This is a genomic window from Prevotella sp. P3-122 (genome assembly GCF_002251365.1).
Classification (GTDB): domain Bacteria; phylum Bacteroidota; class Bacteroidia; order Bacteroidales; family Bacteroidaceae; genus Prevotella.
The window spans coordinates 64,396-85,908 of the sequence record NZ_NPJH01000015.1 but is presented as its reverse complement, the minus strand read 5'-3'; the positions used below and the strand labels follow the sequence as shown (position 1 = coordinate 85,908).

The following is a 21,513-nucleotide window of genomic DNA, read 5'->3' as shown; positions in this document are numbered from 1 at the left end:
GTAACCTCCTATTTTAGAATTGTTGTTTATATATGTTTACCGTTTCAAGCTCCTCTGTGGGGCTTTCCGCTTACACCCCTATAACTGCAATTCACATGCCAATACGAGATATGGCGACATTGTGTCGTGAAAGATTAATGATTTTAATCTTTGCTGAAATAATGTCATAGGAAACGTTTATACTATAAAGAAAAATTTGTCCCTTCCAGCCTTTATTACAGCTCAGTGAAAAAACATGGGGATGGGACTCCTAAATGAAGGCAAAGCTTTGCGTTGACGATTGCAAAGCTTTGCGTTGGCAGTTGCAAAGCTTTGCGAGGGCGGATGCAAAGCTTTGCGATGGCGGTTGCAATGCTTTGCGTGAGAGTTGTGCTGAACTGACACAGAAATGTCTGTCCTATTCTGAATAAGAGAAAAGGGGAAAAGACTCACCCCTACGGGGCACTTAGCCCCCGGAAATTTCTACTGAGCCTTTATTACTTTAAAATGAAATTCTGTTGTGGTGATATTTTTAGAAATTAGAAAACCCTTTGGGCTATTTAAATAATCAACTGTGTGAATTGAATATTAATATAGTCCAAAGGGTAGTCAGTTGTAATTCGGTAATTATTAATACTTATTACTTATTACTTATTACTTATTACTTGTTCCAGCGCGGGTCACCTACACCGAGCTTCGATACATCTTCGTTGCCTATTGTGAAGTCGCCGTTGACAGCATCCTTGAAGTTTGGATTGTCTACAGCCTTGCCATTCTCATCGATGAAGAGGTTGGTCTTGCCTCCATCTGATCCATCGAGCACGTTGAGCTTAGAACAGTTGAAGTATGCGTTATTCTGGAACTCTGGGACACCGGTTTTTGACTGGTTGCTCCATACAGCACCTGTGTTGGTGACGAGGTTGTTCTTCCAAACAATAGAGTTGCCTACGTATCGAACATAGAGCAGACGTTTGCCTCCGTTGGCACAACCATCAATAGTACAGCCATCAACTGTGATTACAGGAGAACCTCCAAGCTTAGAAGCATCGTCGTAACGGATGAAGTCACGTGCCGCTGCACTGTTGTACATTGTACTGTTGAGGAAGTTGAGCTCGTCGATGCGGCCCTTGCGGCAGTCGAACATGTCACCTCCATCGCAGACGATATCGTGGATGAGACAGTTGTTGAACTCGAGCTTGTTGACTGTAGCCTCAACATTGAAGTAGTAGACACCCTTGCCGAAGTTGCGCACCTCAGAGTTCTGAACGCTCAACAATGGATATGTCACGCCAGCTGTCTTGAAGTTGAATGCCTGGTCGGTGGTAGAATTGTCAACGCCATCGATGATAACCTGGTTGATTTCAAGAGATGCGCCATCGTAAATCTCGAAGCGACCCTTAACGACAGGAACGTTGGTAGGATAGATACCCTTGATAATTATGCTCTTGTATACCTTGGCAGCACTTGCCTTGCCTTCCTCCTCGGCGTCTGCAATAATGTGGGTACCTCCATAGAGAGCAAATACCTGTCCATCCTCAGCATTAGCTATCAATTCACCGAGGTCGTCACCCTCATGTACGAGCGTAGCGCCATTGAGGTCGGCGATAGTGGTGATGTCTTTTGAGCCACGCTGCTTCTCACCATTATAGAGACGGATGGTATAAGCTGTCTCTGGCTCAAGACCTGTAACGACAACTTTGCCTTCGTTAACCTCATCGGCTGTTACAGGCTGTTCCTTCACCAGGTTGTCGTCAACATACACCCTTACCGTTGTGGCAGCTTCGCCTGCAGGCCAGGTCATAATGACGCTGCGGTCGGCGATGTCGTTTTCGGTGGGTGTCTCGAATATCTGCTGAGCAGATGTACGGAAGAACACATTGCTCCACTTTGAGTTGCGACTTGCATCGGCATTGTCGATAGTCATCACTCGTGCCGAGTACTTGGTATCATACACAAGACCTATGATCTTCAACTTTGTTGCCTCAACACCAGTGAAGGTGTTGGTGGCAGAACCTGCAAAAGCCAAACTATCGTCAGCAAAGATCTCTACGGTATATGTCACATCATCGTGTGACTTGGTCCATTCGAGAGTGATACTGTTCTCGGTGGCACTCTTAGCCTCAAGACCAATGGGAGCGAAGTCACGGTCGAGCACAACACTTGTTATCTCGTCCATTGCGTCGCCGCAAGATGTCAGGGCGAGCGAACCCAGCCCCAACATCATTGTATATAATGCTATTTTCTTCATATTATTCACGTTTCTTTTGTTTTATCACAATATTACAACTGTCCGAGGTTGCCGTCGTTGTTAAGCATGTTGTTGCTCTTGTCGATAAATGTCTGCCAGATAGGCCAGAGGCAATTCATACTTGGCTGCTTAACATAGAGTCCTTCGATATAGTCTTCGGTGATGATATTCGAACCATCCTTGCTGGCTACAAACCAATCCTTGGCTGTGTAGCCTTCTGCCTTAAGGTCGGAACCCTGGTCGTCGGTATCGCCATGGTTGAGACCATAAATCTGGATTGTCTCACCATCATCAGCCAACTTATAGTACAGTTTCACAGGCAGGTCGGCGTATGCGCCCTGACGGTTTGCGAGGTCTGTGAGCTTCTGCTTGCACTCAGCCATCTTCTCGTCGATGATACCCCAGCGCACGAGGTCTGCCTTGCGGAGAGCCTCGCCTGCAAACTCAAATGCACGCTGCTCTACAATACCATTCTGGAATGCATCCTTGCTAACTGTGTATTTAGCCTGAAGAGCTGCTACCTTTTCGGCAGGAAGAGCACGGTCGAGCACTGGCTTCATATACTGCCATGCTGCCGATGGTCCATCGAGATAGTTGATTGCCTCAGCTGCCATCAGATATACATCGGCAAGACGCATATACTGCCAGTTGACTCCGTCGTCATTGGTAGAAGTAACGATACGCTTCATCCACTCGTAGCGGAGCTTGCCGAAGCACCACTTGTTGATGGCGCGGAGCTGCTGGTGAGACTTGCCCTCGGTGAGTTCCTTGCTCCAGTCGTAAGGTACGCAGGTGATATCGCGGCGGATGTCGTCAACATCGTAGTCGTAGTAGAGGTAAGGCATCGGGCCGTTTACACCACCCTGAGCCTGCTGAGTATATTGGTCCTTGGCATTGTGCTTAACACCCCATGTGTAGAGCACACGTCCACGACCGTCAGAGAACGGAATCTCCCAAAGAGACTCGTCGCCGGCTGTGACGTTGTCCTGACAGAGCTTCACGAAGTTTGACTTGAAGTCGCCGAGCTTGTTGCAGCCCTGGTTGATGATGTCAATACACTCGTCCTTTACAATCTGCATCATCTTGTCCTGAGTGAGTTCAGGGTCAGAAGAGCGTGTGTAGCCGTTGCTGCGGAGAGCATAACCACAGGCGTAGAGAGCGATACGTGCGCGAAGAGCCTTGACGAAAGCCTTGCTCACACGCTCGGTAGACTTGGTGATGGAGCTTTCCTTTGGCCAGTAGCAATACTGTTCAGCCTCAGCGAGATCGGCAAGGAGCTGCTTGTAGATAGAGTCCTTATTGGCACGTGGCATATACACATTAGTAGGATTGTTCGGCACAAAGCGAGCGGGAACGTCACCCCAAGCCTTTACGAGGTCGTTATATACGACGGCACGCAATGTGAGAGCTTCGCCGAGAAGGTGAGCCATATCCTTGTTATGCTCTATATTACCATGTTTGCGTATTCCCTCGATAGCAAGGTTGGCACGCTCAATACCCTCGTAGAATTTCGCATAAGCATTGTTGTCGGTATTCATCTGTCCGTTGGTAGACAGAGTAGAATAGTTCCAGAGACTCTGCTTGTCTGTTGCCTGGTCCTTGAGTGAGGGATATGTTCCGCTACCAGTCTCGAGGTCGGTGTTAAGTCCATAGTAAGGCAGGAATCGACCACGATAAGAGTTGGTCTCGCCGAAGGAGATATGTATTGACATCACCTCGGCTTCGGCAAGTGAGTAGGTTGAGAACACCGATGACTCATCCAAGGTGGAAATTGTTGGCGCATCCATGTCACACGAGCTGACTATTGCAGCAAGTGACATTGCGATAACCGATGATTTTATATAATTGTTCATATTATATCTTATTTATATATTAGAAGTTCAGGTTCATACCTATTACGAATGAGCGGCTGCGTGGATAGCCTGAGTAGTCAACGCAAGGAGTGAGAGCTGTGGTGCGTATACAGTCTGACTCTGGGTCAACACCACTGTAGCCTGTGATGGTAAACACATTGTAAGCGGTAACATAGAAGCGGAGGCTGTTTATGCCTACCTTCTTTGTCAGGCTTGTAGGAAGAGTGTAACCGAGTGAGAGTGTGTTCAGTCGGAGGAAAGAAGCATCCTCGATAGCCCAGTCGGTAAGCACCATCTTGCTCATGTATGGTGACCACATGGTGGTGTTCTTGTTCATCTCGGCAAGCTTGGCAGGGTCGTTGCAGAGAGTACCATCCTCATTGAGGTTGGTCCAACGCTTGCCGTCAGCCATTTCGGTAATCATGTTACGATACTGGTACTTACCTGTAGATGTGAACTCAATCTTGTTGGCGTTGTAAATCTCGTTGCCTACGCTGAAGTTGAACTGAGCAGACAAGTCGAAGCCGTAAGCACGGACATTGATTCCAAAACCTCCTGTGAAATCCGGGTTCACATCGCCAATGATGACATTGTCCTCCTCACCGATGGTACCGTTGCCAACACCGCCTTCTTCTGTTGGCTGGTCAACAAGTTTCAAGGAGCCTGGACGGACAGTACCTATAACAGGTGTAGCGTCTGGAACACCCTCCTTCAGAATCCACTTGCCAGTCTTGCTGTCATAGCCTGTGAAGTCGTCTACCTCGTAGCGGCCTGCATTTTGATAGCCACGTATCTGTCCTACAGAGTGACCAACGGCAAGCCAGTAGTCCTGTCCGATTTCGGTAGAAGCCCATCGGCTGTTCCAGCCAAAGTCTTCCATGGCACCGAGATCCTTAATCTTGTTCTTGTTGAAACCGATATTGCCATTAATATCAATACCCCAGTCCTTCTTGTTTACCGCATGCCATGTAAGCGTTGCCTCAAGACCTTTGTTCTCAGTCTCGCCCATGTTGCGATACTGTGAGTCATAGCCTGTACCGCCAACGGGGAATGCTATGAGCAGGTCTTTGGTGTTGTTGATATAAGCTTCGAGGTTACCGCTCAACTTACCGCCAAAGAGTGTGAAGTCAAGACCGACGTTGCGGGTAATTGTTGTTTCCCATTTCAGGTCGGGGTTGGCCATCGTCTTTGATGGTGCCCAGAAACTGGTGAAATTATTTACCCATGATGAGGTCTTTAGCTCATACATCTGAGAGAGCTGTCCTACCGGGATGTTGTTGTTACCAGCTGTACCGTAAGACAAGCGAAGCTTAAGGTCGTCAAGCCAGCTCTTTGTATTTTTCATGAAAGGCTCGGAAGAAATACGCCATGCAATGGCTGCAGATGGGAAGTAGCCCCAACGATTGTTGCTTGCAAACTTTGAAGAAGCATCGGCACGGAATGTTGCACTAAACAGATACTTGTCTTTGTAGTTGTAGTTGGCGCGGCCGAAGAACGACAGCAGCTTGTCGTCTGCACTATATACATCGTCTATCATATATGGTGTTCCCTGAGAAGTGAGCTTCCATGCCATGTCGGCATCGAAGTCTGTAGGGAATCCATGAGACTCATTAGTGTTGGTTCTCTTTTTTGTGATCACATATTCGTGGCCAACGAGAAGGTTGAGGCTGTGGTCATCAGACTTCAGTATTTTCTTGAAGTCGTAGTTCACGGTATTAGTACTGCGGAAACGGTGACGGTTTGTGTCTATCAGACGTATGGCAGGCATATTCTGATTGTCTGATGCCGGTACGTTCTTTACGTAATAAGTGGTAAGACCGAAGAACCTCTTGTCGTACTGGTTGAAGTCGTCATATCCGAATTCTGTTTTCAGGCGGAGGTTGTCGATAATCTCCCAACCGAATGCGGCAGCAATATTCAAAGTCTTCTTCTCGGTCCTCTTGTCGTTGTCATATTGAGCTTCAACAGGGTTGTAGAGGTTGCCGAAGTCATCGTCTGCAGCACCTGCCGAAGAGTCAAGATTGGCCAAAGGAATAGGAGTGTAGATAACGGAGTACTTCAGACGACGGTCGGTATCGTATGCTCCGGCAGCATCCTGAGCGCCACCACCCTTAACGTCAATGTCTGAGTATCTGGCCTGGAAGTCGAGGGTAGTACGTTTTGTAGGTTTGGTATTCAGTTTCAGGCTAAAGTTGTCGCGCTTGTAACCGGAACCAATCTGAATGGCTTTGTCGTTCATGTGAGCATAGCTGAATGCATACTTCACTTGGTCTGTACCGCCAGTGATGTTTACGTTATGGTTGAAGGTGTTTCCTGTACGGCCATACACAACATCCTGCCAGTCATTTCCTTCTATACCCTTGTAGAGATCCATGTCCTGATATTCGCCGAAATACTGTGTGTACGAGCTGAGGTCGTTCTCGTTCTTAAGCAGAGCAAGCTCATACTGCCACTTGGCATAGTCATAAGTGTCCAGAACATCGAACTTCTTGGCAATGGTCTTCCAGCTGTAGTATGCGTTGTAGCTGACATTCACCTTGCCGCTCTTGCCGCTCTTGGTGGTTACGAGGATAACACCATTTGCACCACGCGAACCGTAGATGGCTGTTGAGGATGCGTCCTTCAGCACGGTGATGTCCTCGATGTCGGTAGCAGGAATGTCGCTGATGGTTTCTACAGGGAAGCCGTCAACAATGTACAGTGGGTCGTTGCTCTGTGTGATAGAACCTCCACCACGAACTCTGATTTTCACTTCTGCATCAGGAGAACCTTCTGTTGTTGTTACCTGCACACCAGCCATCTTACCTGTCAGGGCCTCTGTTGCTGATGCTACAGGAACCTCTGCCAGAGCCTTGCTGTTGACAGTAGCAACCGAACCGGTAAGGTCTTTCTTCTTTACGGCACCGTAACCAATGACAACAACGTCGTTGAGATTGGTGGCATCGTCTTCGAGCGTAATGCTCACCGACTTCTTGCCGCTTACGTTTACTACCTGGGACTTCATACCAACGTATGAAATACCCAACTTGTTGCTCTTGCTTTTGAGCTTGAGAGTGAAGTTACCATCAATATCGGTTACAGTACCGTTGTTGGTTACTCCCTGCTCCACGACAGTTGCACCAATAACGGGTTCGCCGGTATTGTCTTTTACTGAACCAGTAATGGTCTGGGCTGTCATTGTTCCCGATGCCACAAGAAGGAATAGGGATAGCAGCGCCATTCGAATGTTATTCAAATAAACAGACATACTTAAATTTGGTTAGATTAGTATTTAATTAATATAGTTTTTTGATATTTCTGCAAATTTACGAAAAAATCCTTTATTTGTCCAAATATTATTGATGTTTTTTTCTGTTTTCCCGTCATTTTTCCGTTATTGGCCATTTGTAAAACCATATATAAAATAATAATGTGGAAATGCCATGCTTACTAAATGAAACAGATATGTAATGCTGCCAATGCACAAGAGCTGCAATAAAAAAAATCGTCATTTGGTATGACTAATAGAAATAAAAATCGTATCTTAGCAGGCACAATTCATTTAAACAACCTAAATCATGAAAAGAATTACAGTTATTGTACTCTTAGCAGCACTGACCTACAGTGCCAGTGCAATTAAGAAACAGAGTAGGCACGTGGCCCCCTATGCGGGTTATCTCTTTGCCTATTTTGAGGGTGGTGGAGATAACAACCTTCAAGAACAGTTGCGCTTCGCCGTTAGCGAGGATGCCCGTAACTGGTATGCTCTCAATGGTAATAGGCCAGTAGTGGGCAGCGACAGTATCTCGGAAAGCGGAGGCATTCGAGACCCTCATATCCTGCGTGGTGAGGATGGCTACTACTATATAGTGGCTACAGACATGAACACTGCTAAAAACGGATGGAAAGAAAATCCTGGCATAGTGCTCATGAAGTCGAGTGACCTCGTCAACTGGTCGCATGCTAAGATTAATTTAGGCAAGGACTGGCCAAAGTTCAGCGATGCTTACTGGGTATGGGCACCACAGACCATATATGACAGAAAGGCCAAGAAGTACATGATATATTTCACGCTTCAGCGCACTGGTGATGGCCGTAGGAGTCTTATCACCTACTATGCTTATGCCAACTCAGACTTCACTGCATTCGAGAGTGAGCCCAAGCAACTCTTTTCGGCCAAGTATGGTAGCATAGACAACGACATCATATACAAGGATGGTCTCTACCACCTCTATTATAAAGGCAATACGAAGGATGAGAACGGCAAGGAAGTGAAAAACGGCATTCAGCAAGCTACATCGAGGAAATTGTTCGGCCCGTGGAAAGAGGACTTTAAATATCTTGATGCCTATGCTGGTACCAAGACGCATGTGGAGGGAAGCAGTGTTTTCCCACTACACGATGGTAGTGGACAGTGGATTCTTATGTATGACCTATATGGTAGTGGCCGTTATGAGTATCAGACTTCCAAGGATATAATAAATTGGTCTAATGAACCACAGTCGTTCCGAAAGAACTTCTTCCCCCGTCATGGCTCCGTTATTTCAGTGACCAAGGACGAATTGCAACGTTTGCAGCAGAAATGGGGATGGGTACTTACACATCAATTTGAGAGCAATGGCAATCCCCTGATCCGTGACAAGCACACTGCCGATCCTGCAGTATTGATAGAGGGCGACACTCTCTGGCTTTTTGCCGGTCACGACATGGAGGGCAACCAGAAAGGCTACGTGATGCGAGATTGGCTGCTATACTCCACAACAGACTTGAAGAACTGGACAGAGCATCCATCGCCACTGCATATTGATGACTTCAAATGGGCTAAAAGCAAGCAGGCATATGCTGGTCATGTTGCCAAGGGTAAGGATGGCAGGTACTACTGGTATGTATCTACAAATTGGTGTGGCATAGGCGTAGCCGTCAGCGACAAGATTACTGGTCCTTATAAGGATGCCCTCGGCAAACCGCTGCTTACTAAGGAGGACTGCTTTGACTCAAAACATAGTTGGTGTGTCATTGATCCGGCCATACTTATTGATGATGACGGTACACCATATATAATATGGGGAAATAGAGAATGCTATTTGGCAAAACTTAAGGATAATATGATTGAAATCGATGGTCCTATCAAGCGCATTGCCATCAATGAAGAACAACCATTCACTGAGGCTCCTTGGTTGCATAAGTATCAAGGGAAGTACTATCTTACATACGCCTCCGAATGGCCAGAGAAAATAGCATACTCTGTGGCAGACAACATCTGGGGACCTTATGAGAACAAAGGGGTAATCAGCGAGATTGCGGGTAACTCAAACACTACCCATCCTGCCATAGTTGAGTTCAAGGGACAGTGGCTCTTTTTCTCGCACAACGGTGGCCTGCCTGATGGCACCAGCTATAGTCGCTCTGTCATTTGCGAGCCACTTTACTACAATGCCAACGGAGACATCCAGAACATTCCTCCAACAGCAAAGGGAGCAACGATTACAGAATGATAACTAAAGATTCCACCCTTACAACTGTTCTCTAACGAGTTTTGTGGTATCTCAACGATTCCGCGCTTACAGCGCAAAAGCGTTATCTGTCTTGCTGTTGTCTACGCTTTTGCGCTTTGCCTTTCCTTTGCCTTTCCTTTCAGCCGGCGACCTTTGGTTCAGCGCGACAATTACCGACATGAACTTCAGAATTAGGATATTCAATTTTTGCAAATCAAATTGGACACCCTAACAAACTGGACACCTTAGTCGGTTGTATTGCATAATAAAGGGGCCGTATCATTTCCAAAGGAGAATGATGCGGCCCTTTATTATGCATCCCCAATGTTGAGGGTGGGGGAGTTGTTGTCTGCGTATGCAGAGGAAGATTATCTGTTCATGAACTTCTTGCCGTTCTGTATTACAACACCCTTGAAGTTGCCGTTTACTCGCTGTCCGGCAAGGTTGAATACAGGGGCGTTGGCGTCTGCCTTGTCTGTTGTAATGCCGTTTACACCTGTTGTGACACCGTTGACAGAGTATATGCTGCTGCCTGTGTTGATCTGATTTGAGGTGTTGTAAAGTTTCAGCTGACCATAAACAACTACATCGTCACCTACTTCCAGCTCATCACCTGCTGTGAATTTCTCGCCACCCAGATATTTGCCACGGTATACTGTGAGAGCGTTGGATGTAGTGCCATCGTCAGATATATCGTAGGTAGCGTTGCCGTATTGTGTGTTAATCTCCTTTATGGATGAGATTGTACCCTTAACATATACCTTTGTGCTGAGTCCTTCACCTGCAGCGATAAGCTCGATAGCCTTTGCTACAGTGTAGGCAGTTTCGGGTGTGTTGCTTATGTCAACAGTCTCACCACCACCTTCTTCAGCAGCAGCCTTTACAGTAAGAGTATATGATACGGTCTGAGCCTCATACTCGTCGTTGCCTTCAAAGATGGCTGAGATAACAGCCTTACCTGCCTTGATAAGTGTGATAGCACCTGTTGCGTCAATTGTTGCGGCTGTATCAGGAACAGCTGTATAGGTAACAGGCAGGTTGTTTGCATTGCTGAGAACGGGGAATTTGTTTTCTTCTGAGCCTATTGTGACATCTCTTGATGCAGTACCCCATGAAAGACCAGCCATCTTCTTTGCTTCGCCCTGGAAAAGCCAAATGTCGTCAAGACGTGCGTTCGAACCTGTATTTGTGAATGTCAAAGAGAGCTTTTCTGTACCAGCTGGTACCTTAACCGTAAGCTCATATGAGTTACCATTATTAGTAGCGTCACCTACAGTAACACCTTCTGTTTCAGAAGTTACATTAACTGTAGCCCTGTTGGATTGGTAGCGCAGTGTCATGTCACCGCTTGCACCATTCAGGTCTATGCTTGCAGTAAGGAAACCACCACTCTTTGCTAAAAGAAGCTCAGGAGCTTCGCCACCTGCAAGTTTCTCATTGTAGATTTTAGTTGCACCGCCACCATTACCGAAGGTGTAGTTCGGGTTTACCTCGGTAGGTGTCTGGTCTTTTTTAGCTGTTGACCAGTCTTCTTCCCAGATGGTAGTCTGTGCAAAGCTTGCATTGCAGACTATGGCCAATATGGCCAGAACGGAAAAGCGTAAAAATTTGTTCATGTTACTTGATGTTTAATTGTTTATTACTTAGATACTGCAAAGGTATACAAAATAATCATACCTTTGGTATTTTTGATATTAAATAATTATTAAATCACCTTCTTTACCGCTTTCTGTCCTGTTTTTACGATTGCAACGCCTTTTCTTGGTGACAATGTTCTGATGCCTTGTGTGGTGTAGTATGCTGGCTGCTCATCCTGACCGTCCGAAATGGCGCTGATGCCTGAAGCCTGCTTTGAGCCAAACAGTGTAATCACCCACACCACCTGTTTGCCTTTAGGGGTGAAAGTGATGTAGTCTGTTGCCGGCTGGTCAAGCACCACGGTGTGCGAGGCAACTGTATAGTTGCCATCGGCATCCTTTTGTGGAAACACATAGCTGGTGGCGTCGAAGGTTTCGCCAGCCAGCTCTCCAAGGTATGCATCCACCTCCTGATAGTTGTCGTAGCCTGCGAATGTCAGTGAGTCTAAGGTTGCGTCTTCAGGAATACCTATTGTGTATTGTACATTTGCCGAGTATTTGATTCCGTTTTCCTGTCCGGTCTGGTATGCCTTGCTGTTGTTGTTGCTCACCGTGAAGCCATTGCTGAAGCTCCATGTTCCTGTAGCAGTGCTCTCTTTGTAAGTGGTCTGAGAGAGTGTGTAGCTTACGGTTTCATTGTCACCAGGATTTACAGGAGGTTCCGGCTCATCCGGCTCATTGTCGTATCCGCCCTCGGCAGCCGAACCGTCGTAGTACGGTATGCCCTCCACTTTCTGTGTCTCGGGATAGTATTCGTCGACGGCATCGATAGCGTCGGTGTTGCCTGCCTTCATCAGGTCTTCAACGAGAGCGTTGCAATATACTTCAATATTCGTGTAATAGCCTTTCTTGTCTATGGTGTAGGTAGAAGCGTCTGCGGCATCGTTGGGGTTCAGACCATTTGCCGTTTCCCAGATGTCGGGCATGCCGTCGTTGTCGGAGTCGGTCAGCTTTGCCTTCGACTTCAGCGTTGGCCATCCCTGCACGTCGTCCTGAGTGTCTATGATGCCGGCAAGCTTGGTCACGCTGCCTTTATATGTGGCCGTACCGTTCTTTGCTTCATCGGCATACCTTACGTCCACGGCATCTCTCTTATACGATGCTCCTGCGTAGGCCAATACCTTGTCGAACGCCTTCTGCGCCGAATGAGTGGTTACAGTACCAGATGGTATAGGCTCACTCAGTCGTATGGTGTCCCATACGGTGGTGTTGCCGTCATCAACGATGACTCCATTCCAGTCGTAGTTCTCGCCCTTGTCCCGAACATAGTTTCCGTTGATGTAGAAATGTCCGTAGGTGTTGACCGGGATAACCTCTCCCGAAGCGTTTGATGTATGTCCGCACTGGAACACACGGTACTTGTTCTTTGTGGCTGGTCCGTACTTATAGTAGTTGTTCACTATATTGTGGTAGCCGCCCATGCCTGCGTATGCTCCGTTGCCTTGTCCCCAGTTGTACATCACGTTGTTTCTAAGGTCTACCTGTTCGGCAAGTATGCTGCTGGCATAGTTGTCTGCTGCAGAACCTCCCCATCCGTATCTGGCACCGTTAAGACGTGGACAGCGGTTGGTGTGGTGTGCCAACAGGTTATGGTGGAACGATGCGCTCTTTCCTCCCCATATACCTCCGTAGCCGTGTGCTCCCTTCTCGTGGCCTGCATTGTTGAGACTCTCGGCAATGGTACACCACTGCATGGTGAAGTTCTTGTTGTCGTAGAACGAGGCAGTCTCGTCGATGCTCCAGCTCAGAGAGCAGTGGTCTATGATGATGTTGCTTCTGTTCTTCCCCCAGAAGGCGTCGGCACCGTCGTTCACGTCGACAGCGTTGCCTCGTCTTACCCTTATGAACCTTACTATCACGTTGTTTGCCTTATTCTCCAAAGAATAGTCACGGATGGTGATGCCGTCACCGGGGGCTGTCTGTCCCTCCACGGTCACGTCGCCATTCTTTATGATAAGGTTGCTTTTCAGAGCTATTGTACCCGACACGTCAAATACAATGATACGCTTTCCCGAAGTGTTCTGCAGTGCTTCACGCAAAGACCCTGTGCCTGAGTCGTTAAGATTGGTTACGTGCAGCACCTTTCCACCCCTTCCTCCGGTAGTGGTGTATCTCGCAAATCCCTCAGCGCCAGGGAAAGCCGGTGTCTGTGCTGTTGCCACAACCGAGAACATGGCTGCTGCAACCATAGTTGTCATTATCCTTTTCATCTTTATATATAATAATGTGTAGTTTTAGTTTTTAAGTAGCTTGTTTTCTGGCATTACTCAGCCGGCATGCATTCCATTTCGAGTGCAGCCCAAATGAATGGTCCTACGCCCTTGGCGTCGTTGTCTCTTATAGGCTCGCTCATGTAATAGTCGAAGCTGCCGTCACGCTTGAAGTTGGGTTTCTTTACGTATGGGCCTGGTGCGGGACCGAGTCCCGATACCGAGCAGCAGTTGGTAAGAGATATGGTCTTGTCGCCATTGACGCGTATGAAGTTCTCTACTATTCCGTTGAAAGCCTTCACGCCAGCCTTGCGGTATTCCTTAGGCAGGTATCCTTTGCGCACACCTTTAAGCATAACGTAGGCAAACATTGATGATGCTGTGGCTTCCAGGTAGTTACGCTCGTCCTTCACATCGAGCACGTCGTACCATACACCAGTCTTCTTGTCCTGATAGTCAACCACCGACTTCATGGTCTTCTCGAGCAGTGCGACAACATCGTTGCGTCCTGGATAGTCGGCAGGCAGCACGTCGAGTACCTCGGTCATTGCCATGACATACCATCCCAAAGCCCGTGCCCATGTGTGCTTGCTCTGTCCTGTTTCCTTGTCTGCCCAGAAGGCTGTGTGTGTCTCGTCCCATGCATGCTTCCACAGGTTTGTCTTCTCGTCGTATGTGCGCTTGTCAGTCTTCACAATCTGGTCTATGGCATCCTTCCAGTACTTCTCCTGTGCTTTTTTCATACCCTTTACAGATGGTGCTGCGAGGCTGTAGAACGGCAGTCCCATGAAGATGCCGTCGAGCCATACCTGATTGGCGTAGATAGCCTTGTGCCACCATACTCCCTCGTTGGTGCGCGGCTGCTTCTCAAGCTGGCTGAACAAGGTATTGATGGCCTTGTCAAGGTTTTCGGCAGGGAAGAGGCGGTTCATGCGAAAGATGAACTTTGCCGTGCGTACGTTGTCGAGGTTGTAGTCCTCCAGCTTGTAGCCGGTTATGTTGCCGTCGGCATCAATCATCGTGTCGGGGTATTCGCAGAGGTATTCTATCACCTTCTCGTCTTTATATCTCAGGTAGGTGTCGAGCATGCTCTCCATCTCTATGCCCATCACGTAGCTCCATTTCGGTTTCTTCGAGAAGTCCAGCAGGAAGCTCTTTGGGTTACGCTTCATCTCCGACCATGTCATCCACTGCGAGTAGTTCTTGTAAGGCTTGTCGGCATCGGTCAGTATCAGCTGTCCGTTGATGAACAGGTTGTCGTATTTCACGTTGCGTGTCTTGCCCGTCACCTGTACAGGCTTCTTCACTACACCCTCGAATTTGCAGTCCTTTACCGTTATGTCGTATACGTTCTCTATTTCGTTGAGCCCGATAATCAGCACGCCGTAGTTGCTCTTCTGGCAGGTGACGTTCTCCATGTACACCTTTCTTACGGTAGGCTGGAAACCACGGTAGCACAGCTCTTTTGGCTCGTAGTCGAGGTTTATCTTCAGCACGGCCTCACGGCACTGTCCTACTGTGACATTCCTCATGTTGATGTTCTCGATGAGGCCACCACGGCAGTTGTTTGTCTTTATGCGCAGTACGCGGTCGAGGTCGGGAGAGTCCATGTGGCAGTTCTCTGCATACACGTTCTGGCATCCGCCCGAAATCTCAGAGCCAATCACTACTCCTCCGTGTCCGTCCTCCATCTTGCAGTTGCGTATTATGATGTTCTTGCTTGGCGTGTTCCACAGGCGTCCGTCGTTGTTGCGTCCGCTCTTTATGGCTATACAGTCGTCGCCCGTATGGAAAGTGCAGTTCTGTATCAGTACGTTCTCGCATGCCTCGGGGTCGCATCCGTCGCCGTTAGGTCCCTCGTTCCAGATGTATACTCCGTCAACGGTTATGTTTTTTGACAGCAATGGGTGGATTACCCAGAAAGGTGAGTTGGTCATCTTCACGTCCTTTATGAGAATACCGTCGCAGCGGTTGAAGTTGATGAGCTGCGGTCTCAGTCCGTGTCCCATACCGAACTTGCGTTCGTCCTCTGGCACACCGTCCTCGGCATATTTCAGTAGCTGTGCCCTGCTACCAAGCTTCTGCGACTCCTTGGTCTCGCCCTCTACATATCCGAACTTTGTCGCTCCGCACCACGGCCACCATGTCTCACGGCTTCCGTTACCGTCTATGGTTCCCTTACCCGTAATGGCAACGTCAGTCTCCTCGTAGGCATAGATGCAGGGAGAGTAGTTCCAGCAGCCTAATCCTTCCCACGATGTCTTCACCATGGGGTATAGTTCCGGTTGGAATGCGAAGAGCAGTGTCGCACCCTCCTCAAGGTGGAGATTCACGTGGCTCTTCATCCTCAGTGCTCCCGTATTCCATGTGCCGGCAGGAATGACAACGGTGCCGCCACCTTTAGCCGAGCATGTGGATATGGCCCTGTTTATGGCCTTCTGGTTGGCGGCTGCCGTGGCATTGACCTTGGCGCCAAACTGCTTGATGCTAAAGCTCTTGTTTGGGAACTCTGGCATCCTGATGCTGCTCTCGATTTGTTTGTACTCGCTCTCGTTCCATCCCTGTGCCATCACGCATACAGGTATTGACAGCAATAGAAGTAGTGTTGAAATAATCTGTTTCATTATAAAGTATTTGATTAGTTCGTAAGTGTCTTAGCTTTCAAAGTTTCTGCAAAGATATGAAAATATTATGGAAACTTTGTTGGGAAATTCGTTAATTTACGTAAATTAATTAGGGTGTACAGTTTGATGTGCAAAAATTGAATATCCTAATTCTGAAGTTCATGTCGGTAATTGTCGCGCTGTAAGCGCAAAAGCGCATAGCCCAGGGTAAAGCGTAGCGACACCCTGGGTTATTTCAGTATGTAGGTGATGGTCGCGCTGTAAGCGCAAAAGCGTAGATAACAGCAGGCCAAATAACGCTTTTGCCCTTTGCCTTTCCTTGCAGCCGGCGACCTTTGGCTCAGGGCGTTCTACTGATTTTCTTACATCAAACTGTACACCCTATAAATTAATTGGCAACTTGCTGATGCGTAAGCTGGTTGTTGAGATGCCAATGTTGAAAATGAAGATAATATTGAAGTTTTCTTCTTTCCAATTTTGTATATCTGTTTCTTTTTTGTAAGTTTGCAATAGATTAACCGCAAGGTTTACAAAACAGAATTATCATCTCGTCAAAATATGGTGTCAAAATGATAAAATCAGTAACTAAACAGATTCTGTTGTTCCTACTTGTGTTTATACCAAGTATGACATCCGCTTGCGATGCGGTTTTGAAAGGGAACATTGGAAAATATATGTTAACACGTGTGGAAGGTGTCTATCCTGGCGAATGTGGTGTTGACTGTATTTGGGATTTTTCTGAATTGAAGTATTTAGAGAAGCCACAATATTTACAGTGCAATGTTGATAGTATGGGACAGATAATGATTTTTGGCGACAAGTGCATAAATTATTATACTTTTAAGGGTGATACTCTTTTGCAAGTTGGCAAAGAATCTCCATTGGAAATAATCAGCTACTCTATTCCACTTCATAATATGAAATATCCAATTGTGTATGGTGATTCTCTATACATAGAGTTTAAAGGTGAGGGTGTATATTGCGGTGATCACCTGTCTATGACTAGAATCGGGATAGGACAATTACAAAATTTAATTAATTCAAGTACAAAAATACACATAGAAATGACAAATGAAATAAAAAATAAAAAAAATAGTATGACTTATGGAGAAACAATTCAAGGTAATTTTGATAAGAATAGAATTATGGGAGATATTTTGTAAATGGTCAATATAGACTAAATGATGCAAATATAAAGATTTATTTTGGGAGTATAAAAGAATCTATACGGTCTGATTCTGGTCTAAAGTATGAAGGTTTGCCAGAAGATGAAGCATTGGGTATTGTTATGTCTCATGAAACCGTTCATTGTACTAATATAACTGAAATAGATGCAGATATAAAATATGAAGTTAAACATGGAGGAAAACCACGCCCTGACAGGGAGGTCTTACCACGCGAGATAGAAAAACAAGTTCGACATGAATTAGAGGAGAAATGATGAGATATATTCTTGTTTTATTATTTGTGATGCAGTCTGTACAGCAAACGTTAGCCCAAAGATATCCATTTCAATGGGTTAATGTGCCAGACAGTATTTCTGATATTATCAACTGCAAATACGGCCGTATTGATGCTGGTGCTGGCAAGAATGTGTACAATATGTGTGTATATGATGATTTCGAGTTTCAGGATGGAATCTATTCATACAAAGGCATGGGACCGCATTTTCCTTTGAAATTATTTGCTGTCAATGGTGATAGCCTGTATTTTTTTCGTACACCTTCCAATAAAATGAAAGAATATCTGGAAGAATGGTTGTCTTATAAAAATAGAGTATGTATGGAAGATGCTCATTTTGTTACTTACTCCCTTGCTGTTATTAACTACCTTATGCACGAGAATAATATGGAGGGTGTCGCTTTTTCCGATTCAATATTATCTCATGTAAATATGTCGTTCGAAGAATATGATTGTTTGAGAAACAAGATTTGCTCAAATGGTGATTCATTGGCAGAAAATATCATTTCTTCAAACGATGGTTACCATTCTGTGGAAATGAATGTTGAAAGCCTTTATGGTAGCTGGTATTTTCAGACTATCATTTACAAAAAACGAACAAAATCGGGTGAGAAATTGTCGCAACATACTTGCGAAGAAGTACCACTTATATGTTTTGAGTCAGATGGAAAGGGGGTGTTTTACGAGAATGGCAAAAGAAAAACTTTTGATTGGTTGTATAAAAGGAAAAAGGTAAAAATCAACAACGTAAGCAGAATATTTTTCCAAAAGAGAAACCTACAATTATTGATAAGAAATATGTTTTGTCACAATAATAAAATATATATGGAGTTAGAAAATGAGAGTGGTGATATATATGTTCTGTCTTTGAAAAAAAGAAATAGTCCTGAAGAGGCATTTTAAATATAATTGCCTCAAAACCTGTAGGACATGTCTTTTTATACATCATGAGCCTATTGACATATGGTTCAGACATAATAGACGGATATCATATTGGGCAAGCTAATAAAGATAAATATCAAATACTATAAATTGATGAAATTACGATACCTTAATTTGAGAATAGACTGTTATCACGAACAGTATTACTCCGATAACATGCGATTTGCCTATAATTTTGCATCAAATTGTAGGTTCATTGCAAATTATTTATCAAAAGCTATACGGAAATATAAAATTGAGAACAGTTTCGGAATCACAATGCTATCAATCAGATTGACACCTGATGATAATAGCATAAAGATAGATAGATGTGACGCTGTGTTGGAGATATTCTTGCATTTTACAAAAGAAGATTTAGCAAAATTGTTGATGCTGAAAAATCGTGAAGAGCGGTTTGAAGCATATCTTGAACTTTACGAAAGAGGTTATGAATATGCTAAGGCAGAAGGTTTTGAAATAGGGCAGGATATTCTGTTGTCGTTACATCGTGATTTCCGTGAGAATAATTATAAAAATGAGTGGATTTGGAAGAAGAAACTTTTCAGAGAACTTGATTTGTATGTGATTTTTCAATGCACATTTACTTCCACCGACTTTACGTTGTCAATAGAGGCTCTTAATGCAAAGAAAAATATTGTGAAACTAAAGGATGTCCTCTTAAGGACATATCCAGATGAAATATGTTACGAAAAGGATTTTCGAAATATCGTTATTGTAGACAATCAAATCTTAATCACTGATTTCCTTGACCATCCTTTTCTAAGTATCAGTATAGGTGATTTAAATAATGGAGTTCTTTCTGTTGATGGTTATGGACATGATTTGTTGCATAAATATGATAAAGAGATAAAACTGATAGAATGGTGAATATTCAATCAGCAAGAAATAAGTTCTATAAAATCAAATAATTATGACCGATAAATTTCATAATGTCATTTTCTCGGTATTTGAATATGGAGATTTTGAAACCCTCACAATGGTAGCTAAGAAACTTAATGAGGAATTGGTTTTAAATGGCAAAGCTGGTTTTGACAATAATGCCATTAGTATAAGCGATTATTATAATCCTGAAATAGGCTGTCATCTTCCAGAAAAGTTCACTTGCTGGAAGTCGGCGTTATACCCAGACAAAATATTTTTTATTTCCAATTTTGAAGACGGATGGCATACTTTATGCAGAGTTTTTCAAAAGAAATTAAAATGTCCTTGGGCTATGTTTGAAATGTCAGACCCCAAGAGCCGTTGTTCTATGAATATGTTTTTCTATTCTAAAGAACCGGGAACTGAACGTACAGTAATGTCCTATTATGATGATACACATTGGGTGTTTTATGACAATGGTGAACCGATAGAGATTGAAGATTTAAACTATTATAAGGCTCGATTTAAAAGAGATCGCATTAACAAGGATATAGTTATTGAGTATATGCGCAGACTCGGAATAAAATTCTATGATATAGATAAAGATATAACTGATTGTCTGAACTTTATCCGAACACAGTGGTAGTTGAAGAAAGTGATAATACATATGTTAAAAAAATACGCAATATTGTTTTCCCTGCTAATAGCATTATTATTGCTGTTTGAAAATAGGAATATCCCGATAAACAAAAAATCCTATTTCGGAAATGATGTGCGAAGGTTTCAATGCACCAAAGCGTGGAACTTGGCAAAGGCTGTTGAGGATCAGAATGTGTGGGAAATAGAAAGACAAGTAAGGTTGCTGAAAGTTCCTGTTGACTGTAGGGATAGGATAAACAAATTTACCCCATTAATGTATGCAGTCTATGCAAATAAGATTCGCTCCGTTAAGACTCTGCTTGATTTAGGTGCTAATCCGAACTTACCGAATGATACGATTTGCTCCTCTGGAGAGAACGCCGTCATCATATCAAGTTGCAGTTTTTATACTTCATCTGCAGATGTTCTTCGCCTTTTACTTAAATATGGAGGCAACCCGAATTCGATAGAGCATGGAAAAAAACTCGATAATTCTGGTAATTGGGAACTTGCTCGTTGTACAGCACTTGGCCTTGCAGTCCCCTCTACAGGCGACTATGAGAAGGTCAGAATTCTTGTTGATGCTGGTGCTGATGTGAACTATCGAGATGGGGGTGTCTCTTGTGAGGCATTAGAAAATGCTCTTCTTCTTGACCGTATGGATGTGGCTTTATATCTATTGGAACATGGAGCAGACTACACACGGAAATTCTGTGTCATTGATGAGTCAAATACAACTTGTTATGTAGATATATTATATATGTTAAGACTTAATGTATTCCCACTCGACTCCCCAGAATACCGAGATAAGTTGAAGATTGTTACATTCTTGAAAAATAAAGGAATGGATTATTGGAAATCGCCAATTCCTGATAGAATACCAAAGGTCGTGCAGCGCATCTTTGGACCTATGACAGATGTCGAACTGCAAGAGTTTCTCAAAAGATATTAGCGATGTTCGTGCGGATGTTGAGTGTGATACTAAAATCTTCTATGTAACTTTGTTGCATAAATATGATAAAGAGATAAAACTGATAGAATGGTGAATATTCAATCAGCAAGAAACAAGTTCTATAAAATCAAATAATCCTCAAATCCGCAACTACGCGCCTAATATGATACAGACTATTATTAGCTGGATATCACTCATGCGTAAACCTGACAGATGCAAAGGTGTTAGATGGTCGATGCAAAGGGATTCAGTTAAAATGGCCCCCGTTACATCCAAAACGTAAAAACATCTGTTCGAAATAATGGTTGACGGACTTTGTCATTTCAATTCGCCGAATGTTCGAATGACATTTGAATAACATTCGTATATTGTTTGGGCATGAGGGTGGGGCGGTATGCCTGCGTTTTTTTTGTGCGAAATTGTATATTTGTGTTAAAAAACGGTTATTGTTCGGATAAAATTTGGAATTGTCCTTATTAAGTTTTATATTTGCGAACGTATTTTTGATTTCGATATTTACGAAATCCTTCCCTCGAGGTTGGTAGCATCCTGCACCAACCTCTTTTTTTTGTTAAAAGTTTGTTTGTTACAAAAAAAATATCTACCTTTGCAGCAGATGGAGTTAGCTATTGG

14 protein-coding genes are annotated in these 21,513 nt (G+C 44.6%); 7 read left to right on the top strand and 7 right to left on the bottom strand.

Annotated elements, in window-relative coordinates; genetic code table 11:
• Nucleotides 1-640: 640 nt before the first annotated feature.
• The 3 genes from CIL02_RS03135 to CIL02_RS03125 are packed head-to-tail and all read right to left on the bottom strand — an operon-like array spanning nucleotide 641 to nucleotide 7,327.
• Entirely contained in the window at nucleotides 641-2,227 is a 1,587-nt protein-coding gene (locus tag CIL02_RS03135; protein WP_240513507.1) for a fibronectin type III domain-containing protein, read from the bottom strand.
• A gap of 32 nt (nucleotides 2,228-2,259) precedes the next feature.
• Nucleotides 2,260-4,080, bottom strand: coding sequence for a RagB/SusD family nutrient uptake outer membrane protein (locus tag CIL02_RS03130; RefSeq protein ID WP_094399027.1), 1,821 nt, complete (start codon nucleotides 4,078-4,080; stop codon nucleotides 2,260-2,262).
• Nucleotides 4,081-4,099: 19 nt separating this feature from the next.
• Complete coding sequence (locus tag CIL02_RS03125; RefSeq protein ID WP_094399026.1) at nucleotides 4,100-7,327, bottom strand: TonB-dependent receptor; 3,228 nt, start codon at nucleotides 7,325-7,327, stop codon at nucleotides 4,100-4,102.
• 310 nt (nucleotides 7,328-7,637) lie between these two features.
• On the opposite strand from CIL02_RS03125, the gene CIL02_RS03120 reads away from it, so the two are divergent.
• Nucleotides 7,638-9,554: a family 43 glycosylhydrolase gene (locus tag CIL02_RS03120; protein ID WP_094399025.1), complete on the top strand. Its 1,917-nt coding sequence runs from the start codon at nucleotides 7,638-7,640 to the stop codon at nucleotides 9,552-9,554.
• Nucleotides 9,555-9,620: 66 nt separating this feature from the next.
• Here the strand turns inward: CIL02_RS03120 and CIL02_RS16230 are convergent, their stop codons facing one another.
• The 4 genes from CIL02_RS16230 to CIL02_RS03105 form a co-directional block, all read right to left on the bottom strand.
• Nucleotides 9,621-9,758 (bottom strand): hypothetical protein, encoded by a 138-nt coding sequence (locus CIL02_RS16230; RefSeq protein ID WP_170934995.1) that lies wholly within the window; start codon nucleotides 9,756-9,758, stop codon nucleotides 9,621-9,623.
• 164 nt (nucleotides 9,759-9,922) lie between these two features.
• On the bottom strand, nucleotides 9,923-11,170 hold the full coding sequence (locus CIL02_RS03115; RefSeq protein ID WP_094399024.1) for a hypothetical protein: 1,248 nt from the start codon (nucleotides 11,168-11,170) through the stop codon (nucleotides 9,923-9,925).
• An 89-nt stretch (nucleotides 11,171-11,259) separates the two neighbouring features.
• On the bottom strand, nucleotides 11,260-13,401 hold the full coding sequence (locus tag CIL02_RS03110) for a polysaccharide lyase family 1 protein (RefSeq protein WP_206073465.1): 2,142 nt from the start codon (nucleotides 13,399-13,401) through the stop codon (nucleotides 11,260-11,262).
• Between the two features lie 53 nt (nucleotides 13,402-13,454).
• Complete coding sequence (locus tag CIL02_RS03105) at nucleotides 13,455-16,025, bottom strand: glycoside hydrolase family 88 protein (protein ID WP_094399023.1); 2,571 nt, start codon at nucleotides 16,023-16,025, stop codon at nucleotides 13,455-13,457.
• 569 nt (nucleotides 16,026-16,594) lie between these two features.
• On the opposite strand from CIL02_RS03105, the gene CIL02_RS03100 reads away from it, so the two are divergent.
• The 6 genes from CIL02_RS03100 (at nucleotide 16,595) to CIL02_RS03080 (ending at nucleotide 20,880) form a co-directional block, all read left to right on the top strand.
• Nucleotides 16,595-17,188, top strand: a complete 594-nt coding sequence (locus CIL02_RS03100; protein WP_094399022.1) for a hypothetical protein — start codon at nucleotides 16,595-16,597, stop codon at nucleotides 17,186-17,188.
• 95 nt (nucleotides 17,189-17,283) lie between these two features.
• On the top strand, nucleotides 17,284-17,466 hold the full coding sequence (locus CIL02_RS15970; RefSeq protein ID WP_141210098.1) for a hypothetical protein: 183 nt from the start codon (nucleotides 17,284-17,286) through the stop codon (nucleotides 17,464-17,466).
• A complete protein-coding gene (locus CIL02_RS03095; protein ID WP_094399021.1) occupies nucleotides 17,463-18,389 on the top strand; it encodes a hypothetical protein in 927 nt (308 codons plus the stop codon). The genes CIL02_RS15970 and CIL02_RS03095 overlap by 4 nt, the downstream gene beginning before the upstream one ends.
• A 297-nt stretch (nucleotides 18,390-18,686) precedes the next feature.
• The gene (locus CIL02_RS03090) at nucleotides 18,687-19,295 is read left to right on the top strand and encodes a hypothetical protein (protein ID WP_141210097.1); all 609 of its coding nucleotides are present in this window, start codon (nucleotides 18,687-18,689) and stop codon (nucleotides 19,293-19,295) included.
• 43 nt (nucleotides 19,296-19,338) lie between these two features.
• Nucleotides 19,339-19,935, top strand: a complete 597-nt coding sequence (locus tag CIL02_RS03085) for a hypothetical protein (RefSeq protein WP_094399019.1) — start codon at nucleotides 19,339-19,341, stop codon at nucleotides 19,933-19,935.
• 9 nt (nucleotides 19,936-19,944) lie between these two features.
• Nucleotides 19,945-20,880, top strand: coding sequence for an ankyrin repeat domain-containing protein (locus tag CIL02_RS03080; RefSeq protein WP_240513509.1), 936 nt, complete (start codon nucleotides 19,945-19,947; stop codon nucleotides 20,878-20,880).
• Nucleotides 20,881-21,513: the final 633 nt, after the last annotated feature.

Coding starts and splice junctions, on each gene's coding strand:
- CIL02_RS03110 (WP_206073465.1), bottom strand. CDS start 13,401: ATGAAAAGGATAATGACAACTATGGTTGCAGCAGCCATGTTCTCGGTT.
- CIL02_RS03090 (WP_141210097.1), top strand. CDS start 18,687: ATGCTATCAATCAGATTGACACCTGATGATAATAGCATAAAGATAGAT.
- CIL02_RS03095 (WP_094399021.1), top strand. CDS start 17,463: ATGATGAGATATATTCTTGTTTTATTATTTGTGATGCAGTCTGTACAG.
- CIL02_RS03120 (WP_094399025.1), top strand. CDS start 7,638: ATGAAAAGAATTACAGTTATTGTACTCTTAGCAGCACTGACCTACAGT.
- CIL02_RS03130 (WP_094399027.1), bottom strand. CDS start 4,080: ATGAACAATTATATAAAATCATCGGTTATCGCAATGTCACTTGCTGCA.
- CIL02_RS03105 (WP_094399023.1), bottom strand. CDS start 16,025: ATGAAACAGATTATTTCAACACTACTTCTATTGCTGTCAATACCTGTA.
- CIL02_RS03085 (WP_094399019.1), top strand. CDS start 19,339: ATGACCGATAAATTTCATAATGTCATTTTCTCGGTATTTGAATATGGA.
- CIL02_RS03135 (WP_240513507.1), bottom strand. CDS start 2,227: ATGAAGAAAATAGCATTATATACAATGATGTTGGGGCTGGGTTCGCTC.
- CIL02_RS03115 (WP_094399024.1), bottom strand. CDS start 11,170: ATGAACAAATTTTTACGCTTTTCCGTTCTGGCCATATTGGCCATAGTC.
- CIL02_RS03100 (WP_094399022.1), top strand. CDS start 16,595: ATGATAAAATCAGTAACTAAACAGATTCTGTTGTTCCTACTTGTGTTT.
- CIL02_RS03125 (WP_094399026.1), bottom strand. CDS start 7,327: ATGTCTGTTTATTTGAATAACATTCGAATGGCGCTGCTATCCCTATTC.